Source organism: Chloroflexota bacterium (genome assembly GCA_040902225.1).
Lineage (GTDB): Bacteria > Chloroflexota > Limnocylindria > QHBO01 > QHBO01 > CF-167.
Genome location: JBBDXT010000005.1, coordinates 109,750 through 134,343, shown reverse-complemented (window position 1 = coordinate 134,343; position 24,594 = coordinate 109,750). Strand labels below are relative to the sequence as shown.

At 69.3% G+C, this 24,594-nt stretch carries 21 protein-coding genes; 13 read left to right on the top strand and 8 right to left on the bottom strand.

Annotated features, from left to right (window positions below):
* Nucleotides 1-65: 65 nt before the first annotated feature.
* From WEB29_08330 to WEB29_08310, 5 genes are all read right to left on the bottom strand, one after another.
* Entirely contained in the window at nucleotides 66-335 is a 270-nt protein-coding gene (locus tag WEB29_08330; protein MEX2136940.1) for a UBP-type zinc finger domain-containing protein, read from the bottom strand.
* Nucleotides 335-1,471: a hypothetical protein gene (locus WEB29_08325; protein MEX2136939.1), complete on the bottom strand. Its 1,137-nt coding sequence runs from the start codon at nucleotides 1,469-1,471 to the stop codon at nucleotides 335-337. The genes WEB29_08330 and WEB29_08325 overlap by 1 nt, the downstream gene beginning before the upstream one ends.
* A 106-nt stretch (nucleotides 1,472-1,577) precedes the next feature.
* On the bottom strand, nucleotides 1,578-2,009 hold the full coding sequence (locus WEB29_08320; protein ID MEX2136938.1) for a hypothetical protein: 432 nt from the start codon (nucleotides 2,007-2,009) through the stop codon (nucleotides 1,578-1,580).
* 11 nt (nucleotides 2,010-2,020) lie between these two features.
* On the bottom strand, nucleotides 2,021-2,815 hold the full coding sequence (locus WEB29_08315; GenBank protein ID MEX2136937.1) for an NAD(P)H-hydrate epimerase: 795 nt from the start codon (nucleotides 2,813-2,815) through the stop codon (nucleotides 2,021-2,023).
* Between the two features lie 74 nt (nucleotides 2,816-2,889).
* Nucleotides 2,890-3,648 carry a Crp/Fnr family transcriptional regulator gene (locus tag WEB29_08310; protein ID MEX2136936.1) on the bottom strand — a complete coding sequence of 253 codons (759 nt, stop codon included), beginning with the start codon at nucleotides 3,646-3,648 and terminating at the stop codon, nucleotides 2,890-2,892.
* A 92-nt stretch (nucleotides 3,649-3,740) separates the two neighbouring features.
* Here WEB29_08310 and WEB29_08305 point away from each other — a divergent pair, with 92 nt between their 5' ends.
* The 5 genes from WEB29_08305 to WEB29_08285 all read left to right on the top strand — a co-directional run bounded on the left by WEB29_08305 (nucleotide 3,741) and on the right by WEB29_08285 (nucleotide 7,719).
* Nucleotides 3,741-4,922 (top strand): DUF3179 domain-containing protein, encoded by a 1,182-nt coding sequence (locus WEB29_08305; GenBank protein ID MEX2136935.1) that lies wholly within the window; start codon nucleotides 3,741-3,743, stop codon nucleotides 4,920-4,922.
* A 63-nt stretch (nucleotides 4,923-4,985) separates the two neighbouring features.
* The gene (locus tag WEB29_08300; GenBank protein ID MEX2136934.1) at nucleotides 4,986-5,669 is read left to right on the top strand and encodes a haloacid dehalogenase type II; all 684 of its coding nucleotides are present in this window, start codon (nucleotides 4,986-4,988) and stop codon (nucleotides 5,667-5,669) included.
* Entirely contained in the window at nucleotides 5,666-6,268 is a 603-nt protein-coding gene (locus tag WEB29_08295) for a redoxin family protein (GenBank protein MEX2136933.1), read from the top strand. Before WEB29_08300 ends, WEB29_08295 begins: the two co-directional genes overlap by 4 nt.
* 11 nt (nucleotides 6,269-6,279) lie before the next feature.
* On the top strand, nucleotides 6,280-6,978 hold the full coding sequence (locus WEB29_08290) for a cytochrome c biogenesis protein CcdA (GenBank protein MEX2136932.1): 699 nt from the start codon (nucleotides 6,280-6,282) through the stop codon (nucleotides 6,976-6,978).
* Between the two features lie 141 nt (nucleotides 6,979-7,119).
* Nucleotides 7,120-7,719 carry a redoxin domain-containing protein gene (locus tag WEB29_08285; GenBank protein MEX2136931.1) on the top strand — a complete coding sequence of 200 codons (600 nt, stop codon included), beginning with the start codon at nucleotides 7,120-7,122 and terminating at the stop codon, nucleotides 7,717-7,719.
* A gap of 399 nt (nucleotides 7,720-8,118) precedes the next feature.
* Here WEB29_08285 and WEB29_08280 read toward each other — a convergent pair whose 3' ends face one another.
* Complete coding sequence (locus tag WEB29_08280) at nucleotides 8,119-9,501, bottom strand: NAD(P)/FAD-dependent oxidoreductase (GenBank protein MEX2136930.1); 1,383 nt, start codon at nucleotides 9,499-9,501, stop codon at nucleotides 8,119-8,121.
* A gap of 5 nt (nucleotides 9,502-9,506) precedes the next feature.
* Nucleotides 9,507-10,931, bottom strand: a complete 1,425-nt coding sequence (merA, locus tag WEB29_08275) for a mercury(II) reductase (GenBank protein ID MEX2136929.1) — start codon at nucleotides 10,929-10,931, stop codon at nucleotides 9,507-9,509.
* Between the two features lie 161 nt (nucleotides 10,932-11,092).
* On the opposite strand from merA, the gene WEB29_08270 reads away from it, so the two are divergent.
* Nucleotides 11,093-11,347 (top strand): cation transporter, encoded by a 255-nt coding sequence (locus WEB29_08270; protein MEX2136928.1) that lies wholly within the window; start codon nucleotides 11,093-11,095, stop codon nucleotides 11,345-11,347.
* Nucleotides 11,344-11,727 (top strand): metalloregulator ArsR/SmtB family transcription factor, encoded by a 384-nt coding sequence (locus tag WEB29_08265; protein ID MEX2136927.1) that lies wholly within the window; start codon nucleotides 11,344-11,346, stop codon nucleotides 11,725-11,727. The genes WEB29_08270 and WEB29_08265 overlap by 4 nt, the downstream gene beginning before the upstream one ends.
* A 251-nt stretch (nucleotides 11,728-11,978) precedes the next feature.
* Here the strand turns inward: WEB29_08265 and WEB29_08260 are convergent, their stop codons facing one another.
* A complete protein-coding gene (locus WEB29_08260) occupies nucleotides 11,979-14,642 on the bottom strand; it encodes an adenylate/guanylate cyclase domain-containing protein (protein MEX2136926.1) in 2,664 nt (887 codons plus the stop codon).
* 869 nt (nucleotides 14,643-15,511) lie between these two features.
* Here WEB29_08260 and WEB29_08255 point away from each other — a divergent pair.
* The 6 genes from WEB29_08255 (at nucleotide 15,512) to WEB29_08230 (ending at nucleotide 24,588) form a co-directional block, all read left to right on the top strand.
* On the top strand, nucleotides 15,512-16,771 hold the full coding sequence (locus WEB29_08255; protein MEX2136925.1) for an FAD-dependent monooxygenase: 1,260 nt from the start codon (nucleotides 15,512-15,514) through the stop codon (nucleotides 16,769-16,771).
* Between the two features lie 701 nt (nucleotides 16,772-17,472).
* On the top strand, nucleotides 17,473-18,480 hold the full coding sequence (locus tag WEB29_08250) for a cysteine synthase family protein (protein MEX2136924.1): 1,008 nt from the start codon (nucleotides 17,473-17,475) through the stop codon (nucleotides 18,478-18,480).
* Nucleotides 18,481-19,503: 1,023 nt separating this feature from the next.
* A complete protein-coding gene (locus WEB29_08245; GenBank protein ID MEX2136923.1) occupies nucleotides 19,504-20,286 on the top strand; it encodes a GntR family transcriptional regulator in 783 nt (260 codons plus the stop codon).
* On the top strand, nucleotides 20,283-22,568 hold the full coding sequence (locus tag WEB29_08240) for an FAD-dependent oxidoreductase (GenBank protein ID MEX2136922.1): 2,286 nt from the start codon (nucleotides 20,283-20,285) through the stop codon (nucleotides 22,566-22,568). Before WEB29_08245 ends, WEB29_08240 begins: the two co-directional genes overlap by 4 nt.
* The gene (locus WEB29_08235) at nucleotides 22,565-23,044 is read left to right on the top strand and encodes an SRPBCC domain-containing protein (protein ID MEX2136921.1); all 480 of its coding nucleotides are present in this window, start codon (nucleotides 22,565-22,567) and stop codon (nucleotides 23,042-23,044) included. The genes WEB29_08240 and WEB29_08235 overlap by 4 nt, the downstream gene beginning before the upstream one ends.
* Nucleotides 23,041-24,588 (top strand): FGGY family carbohydrate kinase, encoded by a 1,548-nt coding sequence (locus tag WEB29_08230; GenBank protein ID MEX2136920.1) that lies wholly within the window; start codon nucleotides 23,041-23,043, stop codon nucleotides 24,586-24,588. The genes WEB29_08235 and WEB29_08230 overlap by 4 nt, the downstream gene beginning before the upstream one ends.
* The last annotated feature ends 6 nt before the right edge of the window (nucleotides 24,589-24,594 follow it).

Here is a 24,594-nt window from a genome sequence, read left to right as displayed (position 1 = left end):
ACGTGACGAGCCAACTCGGCACCCGATTCGGAACGCCATACCGCCGAACTGTGCGGCGACACGCGTCACTCGACGTAGCGATTCTCCGCGTAGCACCACGCGAAGCCGCGCCCGACAGGCATCGAGTAGATGATGGGATGTCCAGTGTCGCGTGCATGGTCCCGGGCATGACCGCGGCTCGTCTCACAGCAGCCGACGTGGCCGCAGGTCCCGCACATGCGTAGGCTGAAAGCCTGGCCACACTCCTGGCAGCCATCGCTGGCCGGGTTCGGCACGGCTTCTGGCAGGTGCTCGCACGGCGAGCGGTCGAACAGCCCCGACACCCAGTTGAGCATCAGGTCACCTCGAAGTCGTTGGGGGCCACGATCGGGCTGGGGCAGTTGACGACGAAGCCCATGCCGCCGGTGTCGGGCGTGCCGTGATGGAGGGTGATTCGCCCATCAGCCTCCGCGGCGGCGAGCTCGGCCTGGGAGGTCAGCAGGGTCGCATCGGCCTCGTCGTTCCAGACCGCCGTCCAGTGGTCCCACATCGGGCTCCACGCGGGGTCGCCGGCCTTGGCCCCGAAGATGGCCGGCTGGAAGCCCATCGCGCCGGGCCCGGGGATGCCATTGCCGAAGACGGTGATCTTGCTGGTGGCGCCGGCCTCGATCAGGCCCTCGGTGCCGGGCGAGCCGACGATGCTCATCATCGGCGCCATCGGGACCGCCGAGGTATCGGTCAGGATGTAGCGGCTCTCCGGGAAGCACTGGTGGAGCTTGAAGGTGACGGTCATGGCGTCGAGGTCAGGCGCCGACAGCAGCGGCCCGTTGGCGAGCGGCAGCTTCACCTCGGGGTCGACGGTCAGTTCGCCGCCCGGCCACTTGACCAGCGGGTAATTGACGATGATGTCCGTCGGCTCGAGCTCTGCCTCCCCGGCGTCGGCCGCCGCCTGTACCGCTGCGGCTGAATCGAGCACGGCGGTCGACGAGGCACGGACGCGCGTCACCCGGAAGAGTGGCGTGAAGCCGTCCATGCCCGGCGCCGAACTCAGGACAGGGACCTGGTCCGCCGCCCCCTCGTCGAAGAGGTAGAGGTCAGCGGTGCCCCCGTCCAGGCTGCCCGCGGCCGAGAGGAGCGGGACGAAGACGAGGCCCTCCTGCTCGGCGAAAGCCGCATCGCTGGTATCGGTGCGCACGAAGTAGGCGGCCTCGCCGTCGACCAGAGCGGCATGCAGCCGCATCGTCACCGAGCCGCCATTCCACTCGAACGGGCCCCGCAGCTCGAAGTCAAGGACGTCCGCCACGAGCGTGGTCGCGGCGCTGTCGGGCGTGGGGCTGGGCGAGGTGATGCGGCTGGCCGCCGGGGACCGGCTGGCCAGCGCGCTCGGCGACCCGCCGCGGCCGGCGGGCGTACAGGCGGCCAGGATGGCGCCGCCGACGCCCAATCCCAGCATCCGAACGACGGCTCGACGGGTGTAGATCGTGTCCAGCATCGCCTCGCCTCCATGCCTGCCTGCGGCTGGCTTCCGGGTCGTGGCTGGCAGTGTCGGGCGTGGCTGACCGGCTGGCCGTAAGCTGGCTGACAGGCGATATCAGGCCTCAGATCGGCGGGAGGTCGACCAGGGTCGCGACCCGGAGCCCTAGGTCATCGCGGATGTGGCGCAGCAGCCCGATTCGATCCCCGCCAGGCACCTGGTCGGGGTCCGGCTGCGGCCAGCGCATGGTGCGACGGGCGCCGGGCACATAGGGGCAGCTGTCGCAGCCCTCCTCGCAGAGGGTGATCAGCAGGTCGGGGGGTGGCTGGAGCACTGTCACCAGCGCGCGCCGCCCCGGAACGAAGCTACCGATTCCGACCTCGCGCAGGACCTCCGCCACGCCATCGAGCGAGCCAGTGGGGTCCGTGCCGGCGGACGCGATGTCGTAGCGGCTCGCGCCGACGCCTGGGGCCAGGATCACGGCATGGTGGAAGAGCGCCTCGGCCAGCTGCGACCGCGCGCCGTGATCGGGATCCGCGAACAGGACGCGTGTCATGGCTGGACGGCTCAGTCGAGGCGCACGAGTGCGCCAGCGGAAAAGATCGGCGCGGCCTCGACGCCGAGCTCCGCGAAGACGGAGGCCGGAATGCCGATATCGGCCAGGTAGCGCGCTCCAGCGAAGCGGCGGCCCCCGCCCGTCTCGGTCCCACGCTTCGGGAGGGCCAGCGCGAGCGTGATGTGGGCGGACACGGCCGCGCCCGGCCGTTCCCCGGTGGTGGCGTCGATGCCCGACGGGATGTCGAGGCTGATCACCGGCCCATCGCCGATGGCCGCCAACCCGATCAGCGGTTGGTAGGCGTCGTCGGGCGCGCCGCGCAGGCCGTAGCCGATCATGGCGTCGATCACCGCATCGGCTCGCAGGACCTCGCCGGCGAGCTCGGGGTAGGAGCGGTCGTGCCCGGCCACCGCGGTGCGTACGCCGGCCGCCAGGAGCGGCTCCATCTGGGCGCAGGGCCCCGGGCGCAGCCGCAGGATTGGTCGGGCGAAGACCACGCAGACGTTTGCGCCCCATCCCGCCAGCCGCCGCGCCGCGACGAGCCCGCCGCCGGCGTTGTTGCCGGTCCCGGCCAGGACGACCAGGCTGCGCCCAGCCACCGATCCCCCCAGGGCATGGCGCGTGAGATCGGCCAGCTCGCTGCCGGCGTTCTCCATCATCTGCAGCAGCCCAAGGCCCAGCCGGTCGGTGGCGATGTGGTCGGCCGCGAGCATCGTGTCGCGGTCGACGGAGGGGACCGGCATCGGAGCGGTTGGGAAATCCGGGAGCTGCCAGCGAGGCCGAATGGCTCGGGTGGGGAGGGTCATGTCGCGGATGATGGATGGTTCCGCCACCGAACGATGTAATCCGCCCCACATGCCGGGCCGGTTCACGTGCGCCTCTACGTGCCTGACAACTCGCGCAGCCGCTCCAGATCGCGGATGACCACGCGCTGGTTATGCATCTCGAGCACGCTCCGCTCGCGGAGCGCGGAGATCGTGGTCGCCAGCGTCTCGCGCGAGGTGCCGATCATGTCGGCCAGCTCCTGCTGCGTCAGTCGCGCGTCGATCGCCACGCCACCGTCGGCCGGCTGGCCGAAGCGCTCGGCCAGCTCAAGGAGCCGGGCGGCCAGGCGCTGCTCGACCGAGCGGAAGGCCATCACCTCGCGCTCGCGCTCGGAGACCGCCAGCCTCTCCGAGAGGTAGCGGATCATGTTGAGGCCGATGCCCGGGAAGCGGTCGATCAGTCGTCGCAGCTCCTCCGGCGTGAAGCTGCAGATCACCGCGTCCTCGATCGCCTCGGCGTAGACCTCATTCAACTCCTGGCCAAGCCACGACATGCGCCCGACGATGCGGCCCTTGTCGAGGATGTCGAGGGTCAGCTGCTTGCCATCCGGCGTCAGTCGATAGAGGCGCACCCGCCCACGCTTGACGATGTACAGACGTTCCCCGTCGTCGTCGGGCGAAGTGACCAGCCCGCCGGTGCGGCAGGCCGTCATCGGCAGCGTGCGGCTGATCTCCCTGAGCTGGTCCAGGGTCAGGCCGGCGAAGAGGTCGACCTCGCGCAGCAGACCCGCCTTCAGCTCGGCGTCGGTCAGCGGTCCGCCGACGGGTATCTCGACCTCGTGATCGGCATCGCGTTCGAAGAGGCGTCTCAGCACCGCGCCATCATGCACCGGCTCGACGGCCAGGTGCGGCCAGTCAGCCAGGCCACAGACCCGCGGACGCGTGGGGGCGACAGTATGGTGTTGTCATGCGACGACTCCTCGGCCTCCTGCCCGTCCTGACCATGCTGACCGTGGCGTGCACGGCCGTGCCCGGCGCGCCACGCTCCTCGGCGCCATCGGTTCCGCCCGAGCGGTCCACCTCCACCACCGCCGATGAGGGCCTGCGCGTCGTGACCGCCGGCTGGGCGACCGACTTCTCGCGCCACGAGGTGCCGCTCGGCGAGATCATCGGCGGCGGCCCGGGCAAGGACGGCATCCCGGCGATCGACGAGCCGCAGTTCCTGCCGGTCGACCGCGCCGATTGGCTGGTCGAGCACGAGCCGGTCATCGCCTTCGGCATCGGCGACGACTGGCGCGCTTACCCGATCCAGATCCTGATCTGGCACGAGATCGTCAACGACGACGTGGCCGGCACGCCGGTCACGATCACGTTCTGTCCGCTGTGCCACACCGCCATCGCCTTCGACCGCCGCGCGGGGGATCGGGTGCTCGACTTCGGCACCACCGGCAACCTGCGCCACTCGGACCTGGTGATGTACGACCGCCAGACCGAGAGCTGGTGGCAGCAGGCCACCGGGCGCGCGATCGTCGGCGAGCTGACCGGCACGCAGCTCGAGTTCCTGCCCAGCCAGCTCATCAGCTGGGGACAGTTCGTGGCGGCGCACCCAGATGGGCTTGTCCTCTCGCGCGAGACCGGCCATCCGCGCGATTACGACCGCAACCCGTATCCCGGCTACGACGTCGTGGACTCGAACCCGTTCCTGCTCGAGGACTGGACCCTCATCGACGGCCGGCTGAGCCCCAAGGTGCGCATCCTGGGGCTCGTCATCGGCGACGAGGCGGTCGCCTATCCGTTCCCGTTCCTGGCCGAGAAGCCGGTCGTCAACGACGAGGTCGGTGGCGATCCGATCGTCGTCCTCTGGACCAATGGGGCGGCTTCCGGGCTTGGCGGCACAACCGTTGCCGGCGGCGAGATCGTCGGGGCAGCGAACGCCTTCAGCGCCGTCCTGGACGGGCGCACCCTCACCTTCGAGCCTGCCGACGAAGGAGCGATGCGGGATGTCGAGACCGGGTCGGGGTGGACGTTCGAGGGCCGCGCGACGGAGGGCGAGTTGGCAGGCGCGCAGCTCGAGCTTCTGGTCGCCGATTCCCCGTTCTGGTTCGCCTGGGCGGTCTTCCGGCCCGACACCCGTGTCTGGCAGCCCTAGCGGAGTCAGCGGGCAGCCCGCCTCAGCGCCCGCCTCCGGCACGAGAAGGTAGGCTGTGAGGCGATGGCAGCGCGCTCGGTCATCCTCGTCTTCGACGTCAACGAGACGCTCCTCGATCTGAGTGCCCTCGACGGCCCGTTCGAGCAGGTCTTTGGCGACGCTGCTGTGCGCCGCGAATGGTTCGGGCAGCTGCTGCAGTCGGCGCTGGTATCGACGGTCACCGACGCCTATGCGGACTTCGGAAGCGTCGGGCGTGCGGCTCTGACGATGGTCGCCCAGCGGCGCGGGCGCGAGCTGACCGAGCCCGAGATCGGTCAGATCCTCGGGACGGTGAAGCGGCTGCCGCCCCATCCGGAGGTGCCCGACGCCTTGCAGCGGCTGCGGGACGGCGGTTTCCGGCTCGCTACACTCACGAACTCGACCGAGCCGGTCGTCCAGGCGCAACTGGAGCACGCAGGCCTGACGGCGTTCTTCGAGCGGACGCTGTCCGCCGACGCGACACGGCGGCTGAAGCCGGCCCCGGAGGCGTACCGCTTGGCCGCCCGGGAGCTGGAAATCGACATCGGGCAGATGCGGGTCGTCGCGGCCCACGCCTGGGATGTGGCCGGCGCTCTACGCGCCGGCTGCCTGGCCGCGTTCGTGGCGCGTCCAGGCATGGTCCTCGATCCGCTGGCGCCCAGCCCCGACGTCGTCGGCGCGGACATGACAGAGGTGGCCGCCGCGCTGCTGCAGGGTGGATCCGCATGATCCGCTTGGCGTGGCCGATGCTCGTTTCGCTGCTCGTGTTGAGCGCCTGCTCCGTCGGCACCACTCCCGTGCCCGTCACCAGCGATCAGCCGGCAGCCGGAGATCCGTCGACCAGCGCCACCCCCGTGCCCGTCACCAGCGATCAGCCGGCAGCCGGAGATCCGTCGGCCAATGCGCTGCTCGAGCACGAGCTCACCGACGTCCGCTCCGGCGAGCGTTTCACCCTCGGCCAGCTCGCCGCCGACGGTCCGGTGCTTGTCGAGACCATGGCCGTCTGGTGCACCACCTGCCTGGCCCAGCAGCGCGAGGTGGTTGAGGCCCACGCGCTGGCCGACTTCCACTCTGTGGGCATCGACGTCGACCCCAACGAGCGTCCCGACGACCTGGCCGAGTACGCCGACCGCGAAGGGTTCGACTGGCGCTTCGCGATGGCCGATGCCACGCTCGTGGATCTGCTGACCGACGCCTACGGCTTCGCGGTCACCAACCCGCCATCCACGCCGACCTTCGTCATCTCCACCGATGGGCGGGTCAGGGCGCTTGAATTCGGGCGGGTGCGGAGTGCCGAGGAGCTGGTCGCCGAACTCGCTTCCGACTGAGCGGGCTGGCGATGGAGGTGTACATCGGCGCCCTTTTCGCCGGCATCGGCGCGACGCTCACGCCGTGCATCCTGCCGCTGTACCCCGCATTCCTGGCATACCTCACCAGCAGCACCGCCCTCGTGCCCTCTGCGGCGGGCGCCGCCGGGCCGCAGGCCGTTCGCCTGCCACCGGCCGCGGCCGCCTTCGTCGTATGGTCTGGCGTCGTCGCCGGCATGCTCGTCATCGGCGGCGTGATCGCGGCACTGGCCGTCCCGCTCGGCGACTTCAACCGATTCGTGCTCCCCACGGCCGACCTGCTGCTGATCGGGCTCGGCGTGCTGTTGCTGATCGGCGTCAACCCGTTCGCACGGCTGCCCCAGCCATCGCCGTCCAATCTCGGCCGCCGGGGGCCGATTCTCGGCGCCTTTGGCTATGGCCTCCTCTTCGCGCCGATCGCCATCCCGTGCAGCGGCCCGTTCCTGGTCGGGATCTTCGCCTTCAGCCTGACCATCGGCGATGCGCTGGGCCGACTGCTGTTCTTCGCCGTCTTCGGCATCGGCTTCGGCCTGCCGCTCTTCCTCCTGGGGACGGTGGGGCAGGCGCGCGGCGCACAGCTGGCACGCGCGGTCGTGCGCTACGAGCGCCCGCTCCAGCTCGTGCTCGGCGTGGCGCTGGTCGCTGTTGGTGCGTGGGACCTGGCGAATAACCTGCCGCTCATCCTCGCGTGAGCGCCAGCCATGCCGGCTGCAGATTCGGCGCGGGTGTTCGCTGGCTCACAGCGGCTGCGCCACATCACCGGCGAAGCTCGGCCGACGAATGCCTCATCTCGGGGCCTGGGGCAAGACCCCGATTCAGTCAGGAGAATTCACGTGCGAGCCGATATCGCCCCGGGAGCGACCTTTCCCGATTACGAGCTGCCCGACCAGAGCGGACGTCGCCGGCGGCTCTCCGAGCTGCAGGGCGGCGATCCGATGATCGTCGTCCTGTCGCGCGGCCATTTCTGCCCCAAGGACCGCCGACAGCTGCGCAACCTGGTCGATCTCTATCCCGAGATCAAGGTGGCGTACACGAAGGTCGTCACCATCTCGACCGACAACCTGCTCGAGACCAATGAGATGCGCGATGCCCTGGGGGCCGCCTGGCCATTCCTCTCGGACCCGGGCCGGACGGTGCAGAAGGATCTGGATATCGCTGAATACACAGACCCCGAGCACGACCCGATGATCCCGCACACCCTCGTGCTGGGCCCTGGTCTGCGCGTCTTCTCGATCTACAACGGCTACTGGTACTGGGGCCGCCCGTCGAACGAAGACCTGCGGCGCGACCTGCGGGAGCTGACCCGCCAGATCCGGACCGACTGGGACCTCGGCGCGCCCGGGCTGCGTGAGAAGTGGGCCGCCGGCGACCGGGACGACTTCTGGCCCTACGGTCGGTCCATGCGCGAGGTCCTGGCCGGCGCCGAGCGCTGACGGTCCGAACGCATGCCTCACGCCGGGCCGTTCGGAACTGGCCGTCATCGGTCGGCCGCAGGACGGTATCGGGGTAGGCGAGGTACAGGAGACAATGACTGTGACCAGCAGGGCAGGAGGTGCCCTGCGCGGCGACCCTGTCCGACTCGTCGAACATGACCCCACGTAGCGAGCCAATCGCGGGGCGTCCCGACGCCGAGGCAGCGGGCCGGGCTCGCGCGAGGCGTGGAGCCCGGCCCTCAAGGAGCGCTACCCGTTCTTGTTGTGCGACACGTACAGCGTGACGCCGCTCGACTCTTCGATCGTTTCGTCGTTGGGCGATCTCCCGCATCACGCTCGCGTCCCTGGCGTCGAACGCGGGCCGGTACCGCTCGATGACGCGCCGATTGCGCTCATCCTTCATGCCTCGACCCCACCTCGTTCACGCAATCGCCTCGCGGCCTGGCCGAACAGACCGCCCAAGACCCGAACCGTTGTCGGGAAGGGATGGATCGTGTCGGCCAGGACGTCGATCGGGGTGCGGGTCCTGATGGCGAGGACCGCCTCGCCGATGGCGTCGGCCGCGCCCGGTGCGGCGATGAACGCACCGAGGAGGACACGCTCGCGCCGGTCGACCGTGATCGTCACGTGGCCGGCGGCTTCCGCGATGTAGCCAGGGGCGGTGGTCGCGTAGTCCTGCGTCTCCTCGAAAGCGTCGAAGCCCCGCTCCAGGGCCTCCTCGAGCTGGAGGCCGACCCCGGCGGTCTGGGGCTCGGTATAGGTGGCGCGCGGAATGGCCCGGTGGTCGGGCTTCACGTCCTCGCCCAACGCGATCCGGGCGATCATCTCGCCCTGGTAGACAGCGAGGTGGGTGTGCATCTCGGGCCCGGCCGGGTCGCCAGCGACGTAGACGCCGTCGGCGATGCGGAGGCGATCGTCGGGATGGAGCTGGCCGTCGTCGAGGCGGATGCCGACCGTCTCCAGACCGAGGTTCGCCAGCGGCGCGGTCCGCCCGACCGCGAGCAGGACTTCGTGGCCTTCGACCGTCGCGCCGTCGGACAGCTCGATCGCGTGCGCGCCATCGCGTCCGGCCCGCGGCCTCACCCGCGTGGCGCGGACGCCGGTCCGGATGTCGACGCCGTCGCGGCGCAGGGCGGCATCGAGCGTCGCCGAGCTGCGGGGGTGGTCCTTCGGGTTGATCCGCTCATGCGGCGACACGAGGATCGTCGGCACGCCATAGCGGCTGTAGACCTGGGACATCTCGACGCCGGTCGGACCGGCGCCCAGGATGACCAGGCTTCGCGGCAGCTCGCGGGTCGATGTGGCCTCGCGGTTCGTCCAGGGCTTGATCTGGTCGAGGCCCTCGATGTCGTCGGGGATCGTCGAGTTCGTCCCGACCGACACGAGGATCGCATTCGCGCCGAGGATCCGCTCGCCGTCGTCGTAGCGGACGACGACCCGGCCGGGCCCGTCGATCCGACCCTCGCCGCGGATGACGACCGCCCCGGCGGCCTCCAGATCCTTGACATGACCGCTGTCGTCGGGCCAGTCGCGGTGCTCGCGAACGATCATCCAGTCCCGGAAGTCCGACGCCCGCTGCCACGGGTAGTCGCCGCCAGCGTGGTGGATCGCCGCAGCGTGGAGGAGCGCCTTCGACGGCATGCAGGCCCAGAACGGGCACGAGCCGCCGAACAGCTCGCGGTCGATGATCGCGACGCTGCCGCCGAGCTTGCGGGCCAGGTGCGCCGCCGCCTGGCCGGCCTCGCCGGCGCCGATGATGACCAGGTCGAATGCCTCATTCATGGGTGTCACTCCGCGCAGCAGGACAGCTTGGAGACGTCCCGGCTGAAGGCCTGGGCGCCGATCTTGAGCGCCTCGCTCATCGTCGGGTAGACGTGGATCAGGTCAACGAAGTCGCCGATCGTCGCCTTGAAATGCATTGCCATGGCGGCCTCGTGGATGACCTCGGACGCGGCCTCGCCGATCACATGAACCCCGAGGATCCGCTCGTCGATCGTCGACGCGATCATCTTCACGACGCCCTCGGGCTTGTGGATCGCGCCGGCTCTTGGGACATAGGCGAGCGGCGTGGTGGCCGTGACGGCGGGCGTGTGCCTCGCCTTGACCTCCGCCTCCGTCAGGCCGACCGTGCCGATCGGCGGGTCGGTGAAGATCGCCCGCGGGATGACCGTGCCGTCGAACGGCTTCCTCGCCGCGGCGAGGGCGTTCTCGGCGACGAGCCGCCCCTGGCGTGCTCCGACCGGCGTCGCCATCTGTGAGCCATGCTGGCGGCCGATGACGTCGCCGGCGGCCCAGATATGGTCGACCTTGGTCCGCAGTTCGCGGTTCACGACGACGACCCCGGCCTCGTCGAGGGCGATCCCGGCAGTCTCGAGCTCGAGATTCTCGGTGTTCGGCGTTCGGCCGGTGGCGACGAGGAGCCGGTCGGCGCGCAGGATCCGGCGCGCGTCCGGCGTCTCGACCGCGACCGCCACCCCCCGGCCGTCGCCGGACACGCGCTCGACTCGCGTGCTGGCAAGGATCTCGATCCCCTCGGCCCGGAACGACTCGGCCAGCGTCTGCCCGAGCACCGGCTCATAGCCGCGGAGGAACTCCGAGCGGGCGACGATCGTGACCCGGCTGCCGAGTCGGGCGAACATCTGGGCGAGCTCGGCCGCGACGTACCCGCCACCGAGGACGATCAGCGACCCCGGCAGCTCGGTCAGCCGCCCGGCTTCGTCCGCGTCGAGCAGGTCGCTGGTCAGGAACGGGACCGAGTCGAGGCCGCGGATGGCCGGGACCGTTGGGCGGCTGCCGGTCGCGACGAGGATGCGATCGGCGTCGATCGTGCGGCCGTCGAGCGAGATCGTGTGCGGGGCGGCGAAGCGGGCGTCGCCGTCGAGGACCTCGAGGTCGATCCCGTCGGCGACCGCGGCGTACTTCTTGGCCCGGTAGTCGCGGACCACGTCGTCCTTCTGGCCGATGAGCGTCGGAAAGTCGACCTCGATCCGCGCCGGCGTGAGACCGGCGTACCGTGGGTGGCCGGCCTCCCACACGATCCGCGCCGCCTCGATGAGGTTCTTGGACGGCAGGCAGCCGCGGTTGGCGCACGTGCCGCCCAGGGTCCGTCGCTCGACCATGCCCACCCGAGCGCCGAGCTCGTTGGCCTTGATCGCGGCGGCGAAGGCGGTCGAGCCCGAGCCGAGGATGAAGAGGTCGTAGGGCGTGGTCATGTGGTCACGAGCTCCGCTGTGAGGGGATGTCAGGTCTGCCTCGAGGCTGGGCCATCGGACGGTGCGCCGCTGTAAGCTGGCATACGGAGAGGCGTATTAGTATGGCATCAGTCGTATCGAACTCTCGCAGCCACTAGTTGGCGGCGATCAGGAGGAACACCGTGAGCGCGAACAATCAGCAAGAGCAGCTTCAATACATCGACCTCGGCGTGGGCCGCATGACCTGCGACGACTGCGTGCAAACCGTCACCGCCGCGCTCGAGTCGGTCCCCGGCGTCGAGGCAGCCGACGTCAGTCTCGAGGGCCGCAGCGCCCGGGTGGCGGCGGAGCCATCGGTCGAGATGGAGCGCCTGACCGCGGCGGTCCGGGCGGCCGGCTACAACGCCTTCGTCCGATCCAGCGGGACACGAGCATGACGGTCGAACCGCCCAGCCCGATTGGGCTCAGCAACCTGCCGAGCGCCGCCACTCGCCCGCAGCTCACCCGGCCGGAGGTCCTGGCTACCTTCTTCCAGGGTCTCGCCGACCCGACCCGGGTGCGGATCCTCGAAGTGCTCGCGGAGCGTCCGCGGACCGTGTCCGAGCTGCAGCGCGAGCTCGGCCTCGCCCAGGGGCGGGTTTCGAGCCACCTCTCCTGCCTACGCTGGTGCGGCTACGTGCTCGCTACCGTAGAAGGTCGCCACAACCGCTACCAGGTGGTCGATCCGCGGATCCGAGACATCCTCGCCGACGCGGAGTCGATAATCCGCGAGAACGCGACGCGACTCAGCTCGTGTCTCGTGCTGGCGACCGAGTAACCGTCCGTCGCGTTGGGCCTCAGTGTCCGGGGACACCCTCCGGCTCAGCGGAACGGGGTTCCGACTCCAGTTCTCCGCGACCTACGATGGGTATGGTTGTTAGGACGGCCCCGTCACCTGCCGGGGACGCTTGCTCACTTCCCAGGCAAGCGATGGATCGTCTAGTAAGCAAGGACCGTTCCGGCCGCTCATGATGCGCGAGCCTTCAGAAGGGCAATGCTCTCGCGCCCACTGACCGTGACCCGGCCGGGTCACTGGGCGACGGCAATCGGGGCATCGGCGTGGGCGTACGCGACCACCGCCTCGGGATCCATCGCTCGCCCTTCGGCAAGCGCGCGTTCGACTGCCTCGTCACCGATGGCCTGCCGTGCCGTGCCGAGGGGGTCCACAACGAGCAGAGCGGCGGCCGGCGGTCGGATCGCTCCGGCCGCTTCGCGGACCGCCTCCGCCGCGCCCCACAGCCGGGCGACGCGCTCGTGCCGGCCCATCTCACCCTCGACGGCGGCAACGAGAAACAGGAGCCATGCCATCGCGGGACGATTGCCGGCGGCCGCCATGAGATCGAGGCCGCGGAGGTAATACTCTCGGCCACGCGCCTTGTCGCCGGAGAATCGGTGGCCGTTGGCCAGACCGATCAGCGATTCGTTCAGCTCCCATCGCTCACCGAGCGTCTCGAAGAGCGCCACTGATTGCTCGAAGAGGGGGATGGCGCCTCGCGGATCCTTGCGGGCGATGCCTCGAGCCAGGCCCAGCGCCCGATAGGCGCGTGCGCTCCCGTGCCGATCGTCCAACCGTTCCGCAAGCGTCAGGCTCTGACGGAGCAGGTCCTCCGCGCGGTCGAGGTCCTTCAGATTGCCCTGCGTCCCGCTCCACACCAGTGTTAAGCCCAGGTCGTACAGTGCCCGGACCCGGTCGGTCGTCTCCTCGTCGGCGGTAAAGAGCGCGAACCCGTCCTCGTTGTGACGACGGGTCGCCACGAAGTCGCCGTCCCACCAGGCAAGCCCCCCGGCGGCCGACAGCGCTCTGGCTCGCGTTTCCCGCGACGAACCTGGCAGCGCGAGGAGCTGGTCGAGCGCCTTGCGGCCCTCCCAGAGCGGGCCGCGTTGGTGCCAGAAGCGCCACAATGCGGCGGCCATCCTCAAGCCCAGATCGGCTTCGCCGCTCCGGATCGCCCAGTCAATGGCACGACGCAGATTCGGCCGCTCCACCTCACAGCGGTCGAGCCATGATGCCTGCTCCATCCGCGTGAGGTGCGGTTCGGCCGCCTCGGCGAACGACTCGTAGAAGGCGGACTGGCGCCGCTCAGTGGCATCGGCGTCGAAGTCGGTCCGGAGCCGCTCACCGGCGTAGTCCCGGATGGTTTCGAGCATCCCGAAGCGCGGCTCCGCATCCCCGTCGGTCTGGCGCAGCAGGCTCTTGCCCACGAGCGCGGCGATCCCGTCCAGGATCGCGATCCCCAGGTCGCCTGGGTCTGCGACGGCCGCCGCCCCCTCGAGTGAGAAGCCACCGGAGAACACCGCGAGGCGGGTGAATAGCCGCCGCTCGGGCCCATCGAGCAGCTCATAGCTCCAGTCAATCGCGGCCCACATCGTGCGCTGCCGCGCCGGCCGGCCTCGCGTCGCCGCCGGCATCAGCGGCTGATGGGCCTCCAGCCGGGACAGGATGGCCGCCGGCGTCAGCACCCGGACCTGGCTGGCACCGAGCTCGATCGCCAGCGGCAGGCCGTCGAGCCGGGCGATGATTCCGGCGACGGCGATGGCCTGATCCGCCGAGAGCTCAAATCCCGGCTTCACGTCCCTGGCGCGATCCACGAACAGCGCGACCGCCGGGCTCGCCGACAGCAGTTCCAGCGAGCCGCCCGCAGGAACGTCGAACGGGGGGAGCTCGAGCTCCTGCTCGCCATAGATGCCGAGCGGGCTGCGACTGGTCACCAGGACTCGGAGACGGGAAGCGGCGGCCAGGAGCTCCTCGACGACGTGCGCCGCCTCCACCACCTGCTCGAAGTTGTCGACGAGCAGCAGCGCCTCGCGGTCGCGCAGGTACCCTCTGGCGGCGTGCAGCGCATCGCCGCCGGGATCGACGCCAAGGCGTAACGCCTGCGTGATGGCCAGCGGCACGAGGGCCGGGTCTCGCAGTGCCGACAGGTCGACGAAGAAGGCACCGTCCGGCAGGTGGTCGCGAAGCTCTTCGGCCGCTTTGAGGGCGAGGCGGGTCTTCCCGGTTCCGCCGGCACCGGTCAGGGTGACCAGGCGGTGGCCGCGCACCAGGTGGATGAGCCGAGCCAGCTCGCGCTCCCGGCCGACGAAGCCGGTCAGCGGGCGCGGCAGGTTCCCAGGTCTCGCGTCGAGTGTCCTGAGGTCCGGGAAGTCGGCAGGGAGTCCATCGATCTCTAGCTGCCAGATCCGCACGGGCTGCTCGAGGTCTCTCAGCCGATGCTGACCGAGGTCGCGAAGGTGGGTGTCGCCCGGCAGTGCCTCGGCGACGAGCGCACGCGCCGCGTCAGAAAGCAGGACTTGGCCGCCATGGCCGGCGGCCGCGATCCGAGCGGCGCGATGGACGTCGAGCCCGACGTAGTTGTCGCCGCCCAGGCGGGCCACGCCGGTGTGCAGGCCGATTCGGACGCGCACCGACGCATCGTTCGGCCAGCCGGGGCGCGCCAGCTCACGCTGCGCCCTGCTTGCCGCCGCGACGGCATCGGGCGCGGAGGGGAAGACGGCGAAGAAGGCGTCGCCCTCGGTGCTGACTTCAGTCCCGCTGTTGGTTGCGATCGCGGTCCGCAGGATCTCGGCGTGGCGCTCGAGGAGGGTCACGTACGCCTCGCCGAGCAGCGTCAGGAGGGCCGTGGAGCCCTCGATGTCGGTGAACAGAAATGTCACCGTGCCGGTCGGCAGCGCCGGGTTGCTCTCGGGTGGCATTGGGCGGCATACCTCCTGCGCGTCTCAGGCCAGTGTGGCATGCCTGCTCAAGGCGGGTTCGTCAATCGGCTCGAGCGCCCGACCGTTCTTCATCCGTTGATCGGCCAGGACGATGGTCGCCTTCCGCGGCGCGCCGACGGGCGATCTGGTTGACCTGGCGGCACCGATCGCCCGGCCAGCCTCGACATCGATGAGCTCCTGCAGCACAGGCTGCATCCCCTGGCGCGAGACGTCGATGTCGCCGCCAGCGCGGAGGCGCGGCGTCAGGCGGATCGCGATTCCGAGTCGGCCTCCAGTCTGCCTACGATGGGAATGTTTGCTAGTACGGCCCCGGCACCTGCGGGGGACGCCATAGCAACCGAGACCGTCTCGGGAAACGCCACTGTGAGCCCGAATTCGGCGGCATCCGGGGTGCAACGAACTGGGGACCTCTCCCGAGACCTCGGTGGGGCTGGTGGAGGAGGAGAACGTCCTATCTCACGTCCCGAGATGATCTCGGATGGCATGGGGAATCCAGGCATTCTTGACCAATCGGGGCGAACTCGATCCGAAGGGGCTGAAGCACCCCTATAAGCACCCTTATGGCATCGCGCCATGCGAACCACCGCAACTCAAACGCGCTCAATCGACCCAGACTGGGACGCATGACATCGGAATCCCGCGCATCCGGTATGCGGTACCAAGTCTCATCTCCAGGGCACGATTCGTGCTCAGAATCGGCTTGGATGCGGTTTGTCGGCACTCTGTGGGCACCCGTAATCTGCGGCGTCACCCAATCGCATCATCGGGGCTTCGTCCAGGCGGGCCCTTCACGGTCCCGGGCCCGGGTAGCTTGACGTTCGGCCCCGGCGCTGCCGATCATCCCTACGATGACGGCGTATGACGTGGCGATCGTTGGCGGTGGGATCGCCGGCGGCGCGCTGGCAACCGCCCTGGCTCGCGGCGGTCTCGGGGTGCTCCTCCTGGAGCGTCAGACCGAATACCGCGACCGAGTGCTAGGTGAGGGCATGATGCCGTGGGGGATCGCCGAGGCCCGGCGGGCGGGCGTCGAGGACGTCCTGGTCGGAAACCCGGACGGCGCGGTCACGCTCACACACTGGCTCGCTTACGAGATCGGCAGCGATCCGGATGCCGTGATGCGTAACGCGCTGACCGTCGGATTCGGTGATCGCGTGCCGGGGATCGAGGGCATCCTGGACGTGCGTCATCCCGTGGCCTGCGAGGCGTTCGCCGGAGCCGCCTCGCTCGCAGGAGCGACCGTCGTCCGCGGAGCGACCGACGTCCTCGCGACCTTTGGTTCCGCCCCCACCGTGAGCTGGTCCGGAGCGGGCGCGCGCCAGGCGGTGTCGTGCCGGCTCGTGGTGGGCGCGGATGGCAAGGTTTCGACAATCCGGAGACAGGCGTCCATCGGGCTGCGCGAGGAAGGGGCGACATCCGTCGCGGCCGGCATGCTCGTGGGCGGGTTGGACGGAGCCCCCGCGACGATGGGGTATTCCCTCCACGAGACCGATCGTCACCTGATCAGCTTCCCCCAGGCCGGAGCAAGAGCCCGCCTCTACGTCTGCATCGCGATCGCGGAACGGTCGCAGTTCACGGGCGAAGGTGGCGTCGGGCGGTTTCTCGCCGCGTGGAACTCCCCGAGTCTGCCGTTCGGCGGGGCGGTGGCTGGTGGGCGGCAGGACGGACCGTGCGGAACCTTCCCGCTCAGCTCGGCATTCGTCGACGACCCGGTCGACGAGGGTCTCGTCCTGATCGGCGACGCGGCGGGGTGGGTCGACCCGCTCATCGGACAGGGCCTTGCGATGGCGATGCGAGATGCTCGAAGCATCGCCGAAGTCCTGCTCGACGAGTCGAACTGGGACCCGGCGGCCTTCGCGTCCTATGCCGACGAGCGAAGGCAGCGGCTCGCGATCCTCGCGCTCAATGCGCGAATCCAGCAGCACCTCCACGTCGAGTTCTCGCCGTCCTTCGCGCCGCTGCGGCTCGAGGTGACGGAGAAGACGTACGAGGACGAGCTGTTCGGGTCCCTGCTCGGGACGCAGACTCGCGGCCCCGAGTACGCCGATCCTCGGGTCCTCGAGGCGACGGAACGAGCGCGGCTCTCCGCGATGATCGGCACGGTCGTCTAGCGGTTACAGGGCTCACCCATGGCTCGTGGTCTGGACCCGGTGACCACCGGCGCATTGTGTGGGTCGCACGGGTGCCATGGAGCAATGGCTGGGCGGCGGGCCGTCGCCGGCGCTCCGCTGCTACGAGGACAGTCCGCACGCTGGTCAGCGGTCAGCTTTCCCCCGGTGAGATTGACCACGCTGGTCGGACGGATCTGCCCTCGCGGAGGAAGAGGCCCGCGCGGGTCGCGCTCGTCGACGCGGCCCAACACTGAATTGGCTAGGGAGTGTGCACGGTTGAACGACATGGCTGAGCAAGTTGACGTGGTGGTCCTCGGCATGGGGACCGGCGGTGAGGAAGTCGGAGGCCGTCTGGCGTTGGCCGGCCTGGCGGGTCCCCAGGGACCTGCATCGCTTGACCAATCTGAACGCAACATGTGGGTGTCCGGCTGAAGCACCCTTATAAGCACCCTTATGGCATCGCGCCAATCCGTGCCACCGCGAATCAAACGTGCTCAATCGACCCAGATTGGGTCGCATGACATAGGAATCTCGCGCATCCGGTAAGCGGTACCAAATCAGAAAATTGAGACCCGATCCACGCTCGGATCGGACCTCTCGGTGTTCTAATTGTGTCTCAGTACCCTTATCAGCACCCTTATCCCGTTCGGCCGCACCGCGTCGCCGCAACGCGCTCCCCGAGGGGTGCCAGACTGTCAGCCATGGGAGACCAGTCCGGCGACGTGTTGTCTGGCATCGGCAACACGCCGCTCGTGCAGCTGCGACGCGTGGTCCCGCCGGGCGCCGGCCGCGTAGTGGTGAAGGTCGAGAGCACCAACCCCACGGGCTCGATGAAGGACCGCATGGCGCTGGCCGCCATCGACGGCGCCGAGGCGGCGGGGTACCTGACGCCCGGCGCCACCGTGGTCGAGTACACCGGCGGCTCGACCGGCACCTCCCTGGCGTTGGTCTGCGCGGCACGCGGCTATCGGCTAAAGATCGTCACCTCGGATGCCTTCAGCGCCGAGAAGCGCGATCACCAGGCCGCGTTGGGCGCGGAGATCACCCTGGTCCGCAGCGACCGTCAGCAGATCACCGAACAGCTGATCAAGACGATGATCGAGACCGCCCATCGCATCAGCGCCGAGGAGGGCGCCTGGTGGGTCGACCAGCTCAACAACCACCACGCCGCCCGCGGCTACGAGGCGATGGGCGACGAGATCTGGACCCAGGCCGCCGGTGGGGTCGACGGCTTCGTCCAGAGCGTCGGCACCGCCCACTCCATCCACGGCACGGTAACCAGCCTGCGCAGGCACCGACCCGACATCCACACCGTGGCGGTGGAGCCGGCTGAGTCGCCCATCTTGTCGGAGGGACGCACCGGCGCCCACGAGATCGAGGGCATGGGCATCGGCTTCGTGCCGCCGCTATGGGACCCCGCTGACGCCAGCGAGATCATGACCGTCACCACCCGCGAGGCCAAGGAGATGGCCCGCCGCCTGGCCCGTGAGGAGGCGCTGTTCGCCGGGGCCTCGTCGGGTGCCAACGTGGTCGCCGCCATCCGGCTGGCTGGGCGCCTGGGACCGATCTCGACCATCGCCACCATCCTGGTGGACAGCGGCCTGAAGTACCTGACCACCGATGTCTACCAGGGGGCGGAGCGCTCCAACCTGGCGCAGATGGTGGACCTGATACCGATCCAGCAGCTGGCCGCAGACGACCGCGCCTGACGTCGGACGGTCGCAGTCGACGCGCGAGACTCGCGCAGGCAGATGGCCGGCCTGAGGATCTCGGCGGTGTGCCCGATGAACGAGACGGGGAGGCCGCAAGCCCGAACCGGGATCGAATGCAAAGCGCCGAGCCGACGGGTCGGGCAGGACGTGGCCGATTCGTGCTCAGGATGGCTGCGGAGACTCGAGAGCGTCTGATCTTTTAAGTCGGTTGGACGCCACGGCGCAGAAAGCTGAAGCACCCTTATAAGCACCCTTATGGAACCGCACCATGCGTCCCAGATCGACTCAAACGTGCTCAATCGACCCAGACTGGGACGCCTGACACCGGAATCATGCGCATCCGGTATGCGGTACCAAGTCTCATCTACACCGCCGATTCGTGCTCAAATCAGGCCGGTTTCACCTTTCCACGTGCACTGCGAGCACCCTTATCGGCACCCTTGTGGGATTGGCTCACGTCGGTCGCCGCGTGACGCGGAGGCGTGGCCATTTGGCGTTCGCGCGGCCGTTGGCGGCGGCGGTCGTGCTCAATCGGTCCTCAGCAGCCGAGCGAACAGCCGCCCGCCTGCTTCCAGCATCGATTCTCGGCCATTCACCCGATCGCACACCCATTGGCCCCTGACTACGGTGTGATGCGGGACGAGGTAGCGCCGCCAATATCTCGCCGAGGCGAAAACCGTTGGAGCGTGACTGGCGACCTCAGGAGTCGGCAGTCGGGAACCGCGCAAACCCTACCTGCCTGCCTGACCTCGTCGAGCCTTCCGGGTCGGATCTGGGAGTGGTCGATGTAGACGACTGGCTCGGCCACGGCGCGTCCTCCGTTGCCCGGTTGGTCACGTCGTACCGCCCGAAGACGATTCAGGTGTCCATCCCGGGCTTCGCAATGGCGGGACCTTGACGTAGGCCTGAAATTGGTCTAGACCTTCTCCGTCGACACCCGCCGCTGCGTCTGTGGAATCTGGCGTCCCACGACCCGCGGCCGGTCGACGCCAAAGCCAGGGGGCAGGGATACGACAGCGTATGGCCGATGAGTCCCGGGAACGGCTGCCAGAGGGCGCGCGAGACGGCCTTGGCCTCGCGCAGGGGGCCACTCGGGGGTTAGCCGCCTACCTCCAGATCGAGGAGGAGTTGGCGAGCCGCATCGAGGAGGGGGTTCTGGCGGTTGGCGACCGGATCCCGGCGGAGCGCCAACTAGCCAGCCAGATGGGGGTGAGCCGCATGACGGTTCGCCAGGCGCTTGCCCGCCTCGAGCATCGCGGCCTGGTGAGCCGAGAGCAGGGCCGCGGCACGTTCGTCTCCGAGCCTAAGCTGCGCCACCAGGCAACCGCTCTGCGCGGCTTCTTTCAAGAATCCGTCGGCCAGGGCGTCCTGCCGGTGACGCGCACCATCGAACGCGGGCGCGTCTACGCGACGAAAGGGCTCGCCGCGACCCTGGGGCTCCTCCCCGGTGAGGAGATCTACAAGGTCGTTCGGCTGCGCTTCGCCCGCGGGGTGGCTACGGTGTTCGAGACCTCGTTCTTCCCCGCCTCCCGCTTCCCCGGGCTGCTCGAGATGGATCTCGACCATGGCTCGATCTACGGGCTCATGGACCGCCACTATCACGCGCGACCGGTTCGCGGCGTGCAGGCCATGGAATCGGTGGCCGCCGAGCGGCCCGAGGCGGAGCTATTGGGCGTACCTGTCGGCAGCCCGCTCATGCTCCTGGAGCGCACGGCCTGGGATGACGGCGGGCACGCGGTCGAGCACGCGCGCGATCTCTATCGCGGCGATCGGAGCCGATTCTTAGCGGAGCTGACCCTGTGACTCGGCGGCAACTGGAGCGCGTTCAAGCGGTCGTAATCGGCGGAGGGGTGATCGGGTGCGCCGTGCTGCGCGAGCTGGCGCAGCGCGGTGTTGATGCCGTCCTGCTCGAGGCCGAACCATCCATCGGTGAGGGGACCAGCAAGGCCAACAGCGCGATCGTGCATACCGGGTTCGATGCGCACCCCGGCACGACCGAGGCGGAGATGCTGCGGCGAGCGGCGCTCCTGTGGCCCGCGGTTATCGATGAGCTGAGCGTCCCCTTCCTCCAGGTCGGTGCGCTGATGCTGGGGCGCGACATGGCTGAGGCGACTCGACTGCGCGACGAGGTGGCGTCGAATGCCGCGCGCTTGGGCGTCGAGACCAATCTGCTCGATCGCGACGAGCTGCGCCGGGTAGCACCCTATGTCACGCGAGGCGCCGCGGCCGCGCTCTCGATCCCTGGCGAGTCCGTGATCGATCCGTTTTGGCTGACTCGACGCTATGCAGAGGCGGGCATCGTCGCCGGAGGGCGTGTGCTGACTGACGCCGCGGTCGTGAGGCTGGAGGTCACCCCACAGCGGGTGACGCTGCACACCGACGGGGCTGGGTCGATGGCCGCCGACCAGGTCTTCAACTGCGCAGGTCTGTGGGCCGATCATCTCGCCGGCCTGGCCGGCGATCGCAGCTTCCGCCTACGGCCGCGCCGTGGACAGTTCCTGGTCAGCGAAGAGTCATTCGGGGTGGAGCAGATCATCCTGCCGCTGCCAGGCCCCATGGGGAAGGGCATGTTGGTGACCCCCATCGTCTTCGGTGGCCTGCTGCTCGGCCCGACGGCAGAGGACGGCATGGATAAGCAAAACCGCTCTACGGACGCCGAAGGGCGCCGACGCATCCTCGCGGCCTGCACCGCCATGGTCCCTGCCGTCGAGGACATGGTCCCGATTCGTCAGTTCACCGGTCTCCGTGCGGTCTCGAGCACCGGTGACTACATCCTGCGTCCGTCGACGAGGGGTGATCGCCTGTATCACGTGACAGGCATCCGTTCCACGGGAATCAGTGCCTCTCCAGCCGTGGCGGAGCGTGTCGTCGAGGAGGCGGCGAAGCTTCGAGGCTGGCGGCCGAGGGCAGCGGGCGCGCGTGTCGTCGAACCAGCATTCGAGGAGGCAGCTGGCGAGCTGATCTGCATCTGTCGTTCCGTCAGCCGAGGCGAGCTCATCGGCGCGGTGCGACAGGTGGTTGGGGCTGCGACGGTCGATGCTGCCAAACGCGCGTGCGGCGTGACCTTCGGGGACTGTCAGGGCAACCTGTGCACCGTGGCGGTCGCTCAGACGATCGCGGCAGAGACCGGCCGGACGGCGGATGCGATGCTCAAGCACCGCGGTGGCTCGTGGTTGATCGCCCCAGGTGAGCCTGGCGCGACCGAGGGTGGGAGCCGTCATCGACGCCCAGTGGCGCCGAACGTCGTGGACCTGGTGGTTGTCGGAGGCGGCCTCGCCGGTGTTGGGGCCGCTCTCGCGGCGCGGGAGACCGATACCCGGGTCCTCATCATCGAGCGGCGCGGTCGATGGGGCGGAGCGCTCGGCTCTCGGCCGGCCCTGCTGACGGATGAGGAGCGCCATGCGCTGGATGAGTTGAAGAACGAGATCGCCAAGGGCCAGGTCTCCGGCTGGCTGGAGGCCGCCGTGACCGGCCTCCTCCCCGCAGGGAGCGGCTGGACTGTCCAGGTTCAGACCGCTGATGGAGGCATCGAGCTTTCTGCCCGCGCCGTCCTGGTGGCAACCGGGGGATACGTCGAGCCACGCGAGCACCTGCCGATAGCTGGCCCGCGCGGCAGCGGGGTCGTCACCAGCGACTTCGTCGAGGCTGCCCTCGACTCCGGATGGTTGCCAGGGCGGCGGCCGGTCGTGGTGGGTCATGGCCGCACGGCGGAGCTCAGCATCGATCGGCTGCGTGGTGCAGGGCTGGTCGTCAATCAGGTTGACACGGCCGACCCGGCCGTGATCGAAGCGATCCGCGGCGACCGTCGACTCGAGGCCGTCATGGTCAATGGGGCCTGGATGGACGCCGATACCCTGGTTCTGGCGCACCGACTCTTGCCGGCCGCCTTCCTGCTCCGCGGGTTGGGGCTCGTCGACGGGAGGCCCGGCATTGCCGCGCCATCCGAAGTAGACGGCCAGACGGAGCTTGCCGGCCTGTGGGTGGCCGGCAGCTGCCGGAGTCCGGATGTCGATCATCGCACCGCCCTGGCTGACGGTCGGCTTGTCGGGGCGGCGTGCAGCGCCGCGGCCGAGGTGGTTCGGTGAAGCGGCTGCTCGAAGACGAGATCCTGGTCGACGCTCCCCGCGATCGACTGTGGGAGCTCGTGGACGATCTCCCCGCCATTCAACGAATCCTTCCAGGATGCGAGGAGCTCGAGCAACTCGCCCCGAACCGCTACCGAGCTGTGATGCGGACGAAGATTCAGTTCATCACCCTGCGGGTACAGGGCACTGCGGAGCTGGTGGACCTGCATCCGCCGGATCACGTTCGGCTGGCGATCAGCGGACGTCCCATCGGCCTGATCGGTTCGTTTGTCGTCAGCGTACCGATCGACGTGACCGAGGCCGACGGCCAGACCCGGGCGGTCTACGCGATCGAGCTCGAGCTCACCGGCCGCTTGGCCGCCTTTGGCGCGCCGATTCTGCGCGCGACGGTCAAGGCCCAGGTGCGCGAGATGATGGAGAACTTGCGTCGTGAGCTCCTCAGCCAGCGTGGCGATGCGTCGGCGGCGGCGTTGTGAGCCCCGACCTGCTGCTGGCCATCGACCAGGGCACGACCAGCACGCGCGCATTCGTGTTCGACCGAGGCCTTCGAGTCATGGCGTCGGCCTCGCGTCCGATCCGGATCCAGCATCCGCGCCCCGGATGGGCTGAGCAGAACCCGGACGAGATCCTGGAATCGGTGGTTGAGTGCACCGCGGAGGTGCTGGCCAGCTGTGGTGGCCCGGAGCGGATTGCGGCCGTTGGCCTCGACAACCAGGGGGAGACGGTAGTCGCCTGGGACGAGACGACCGGCGCAGCGCTGTCGCCGGCCATCGTCTGGCAATGCCGACGGAGCGAGCCGATCGTCGAGCGCCTCCGCTCGGCGGGCCTCGAGCCTGAGCTCCGCCGGCTAACTGGGCTGCCGCTCGACCCCTACTTCTCTGCCGGAAAGATGACCTGGCTGCTCGAGGAGGTCCCGGCCGTCCAGACCGCGGCGTCCCGTCGGACCCTCCGCCTCGGGACCGTCGACGCCTGGCTCACCTGGAACCTCGCCGGCGAGGCGCTCACCGACGCATCCACGGCGTCGCGCACCCAGTTGCTCGACATTCATTCCCTCACCTGGAACGATCGGTTGCTCGATACCTTCGGCGTTCCGCGCGCGGCCCTCCCGCGCATCGTTCCAAGCGCCGGACCGGCCGGCAACCTCCACCATGCCCGCTGGGGCCCCGCCGGCCTGCCGCTTATGGCGCTCGTCTGCGACCAGCAGGCTGCCCTGATCGGTCACGGCTGCGTTCAGCCCGGCCAGATGAAGGCGACGTACGGGACGGGCGTCTTCGTGCTGGCGGTGGCTGGACCGCAGCCGCCGGTGGCCGATGGCCTGCTCAGTACGGTCGGCTGGCAGCTTCGCGATGAGCGGACCACCTACGCACTCGATGGCGGTGTCTTCACCGCTGGTTCGCTCCTCGACTGGCTGCGCGACGGCCTCGGATTGCTGGCCAATCCTGCCGAGAGCGAAGAGCTCGCTCGCAGCGTCCCTGACACCGCCGGCGTTCAGCTGCTTCCCGCGCTTGCCGGGATTGGAGCGCCGTGGTGGCGGCCGCGCGCCCGGGGCGTTATCGCCGGGCTGACCGCTGCGACCACCCGCGCCCACATTGCCCGCGCGGCGCTCGACGGGATTGGCCACCGGGTGGCCGACATCGTCGAGGCGATGACCGTGGCGATGGATCGTCCACCACTGACCCTCCGCGTCGACGGTGGGCTGACCGGCAATGGGTATCTGCTGCAACGCCAGGCGGACCTGCTCGACATGCCCCTCGAGGTGGCCTCCTCGGTTGAGGCGACGGCGCTTGGCGCCGCCGGCCTAGCAGGGATCGGCCTCGGTTGGATCGAGGCCGCCCAGATCGGGGCGGCCAACCCGCCTGTTCGGACGGTGAGGCCGCTGATGGCGGACGTCGACCGCCTGCGTGAGCGCGCGGCCTGGCGGCGGTTCGTTGAGAAAGCCGCGGATCTCGGTGATGGGATGCACGGCGCCGCTCACGCGGCACTGACTGGGAAGGAGGGCAAATCATCAGTCATCGGTTGAGGCGGC

Bases quoted from the DNA above. Each gene is read 5' to 3' on its own strand.
- WEB29_08330 (MEX2136940.1), bottom strand. From the start codon at position 335: ATGCTCAACTGGGTGTCGGGGCTGTTCGACCGCTCGCCGTGCGAGCAC.
- WEB29_08325 (MEX2136939.1), bottom strand. From the start codon at position 1,471: ATGCTGGACACGATCTACACCCGTCGAGCCGTCGTTCGGATGCTGGGA.
- WEB29_08320 (MEX2136938.1), bottom strand. From the start codon at position 2,009: ATGACACGCGTCCTGTTCGCGGATCCCGATCACGGCGCGCGGTCGCAG.
- WEB29_08315 (MEX2136937.1), bottom strand. From the start codon at position 2,815: ATGACCCTCCCCACCCGAGCCATTCGGCCTCGCTGGCAGCTCCCGGAT.
- WEB29_08305 (MEX2136935.1), top strand. From the start codon at position 3,741: ATGCGACGACTCCTCGGCCTCCTGCCCGTCCTGACCATGCTGACCGTG.
- WEB29_08300 (MEX2136934.1), top strand. From the start codon at position 4,986: ATGGCAGCGCGCTCGGTCATCCTCGTCTTCGACGTCAACGAGACGCTC.
- WEB29_08295 (MEX2136933.1), top strand. From the start codon at position 5,666: ATGATCCGCTTGGCGTGGCCGATGCTCGTTTCGCTGCTCGTGTTGAGC.
- WEB29_08290 (MEX2136932.1), top strand. From the start codon at position 6,280: ATGGAGGTGTACATCGGCGCCCTTTTCGCCGGCATCGGCGCGACGCTC.
- WEB29_08280 (MEX2136930.1), bottom strand. From the start codon at position 9,501: ATGAATGAGGCATTCGACCTGGTCATCATCGGCGCCGGCGAGGCCGGC.
- merA (MEX2136929.1), bottom strand. From the start codon at position 10,931: ATGACCACGCCCTACGACCTCTTCATCCTCGGCTCGGGCTCGACCGCC.
- WEB29_08265 (MEX2136927.1), top strand. From the start codon at position 11,344: ATGACGGTCGAACCGCCCAGCCCGATTGGGCTCAGCAACCTGCCGAGC.
- WEB29_08260 (MEX2136926.1), bottom strand. From the start codon at position 14,642: ATGCCACCCGAGAGCAACCCGGCGCTGCCGACCGGCACGGTGACATTT.
- WEB29_08255 (MEX2136925.1), top strand. From the start codon at position 15,512: ATGACGGCGTATGACGTGGCGATCGTTGGCGGTGGGATCGCCGGCGGC.
- WEB29_08250 (MEX2136924.1), top strand. From the start codon at position 17,473: ATGGGAGACCAGTCCGGCGACGTGTTGTCTGGCATCGGCAACACGCCG.
- WEB29_08245 (MEX2136923.1), top strand. From the start codon at position 19,504: ATGGCCGATGAGTCCCGGGAACGGCTGCCAGAGGGCGCGCGAGACGGC.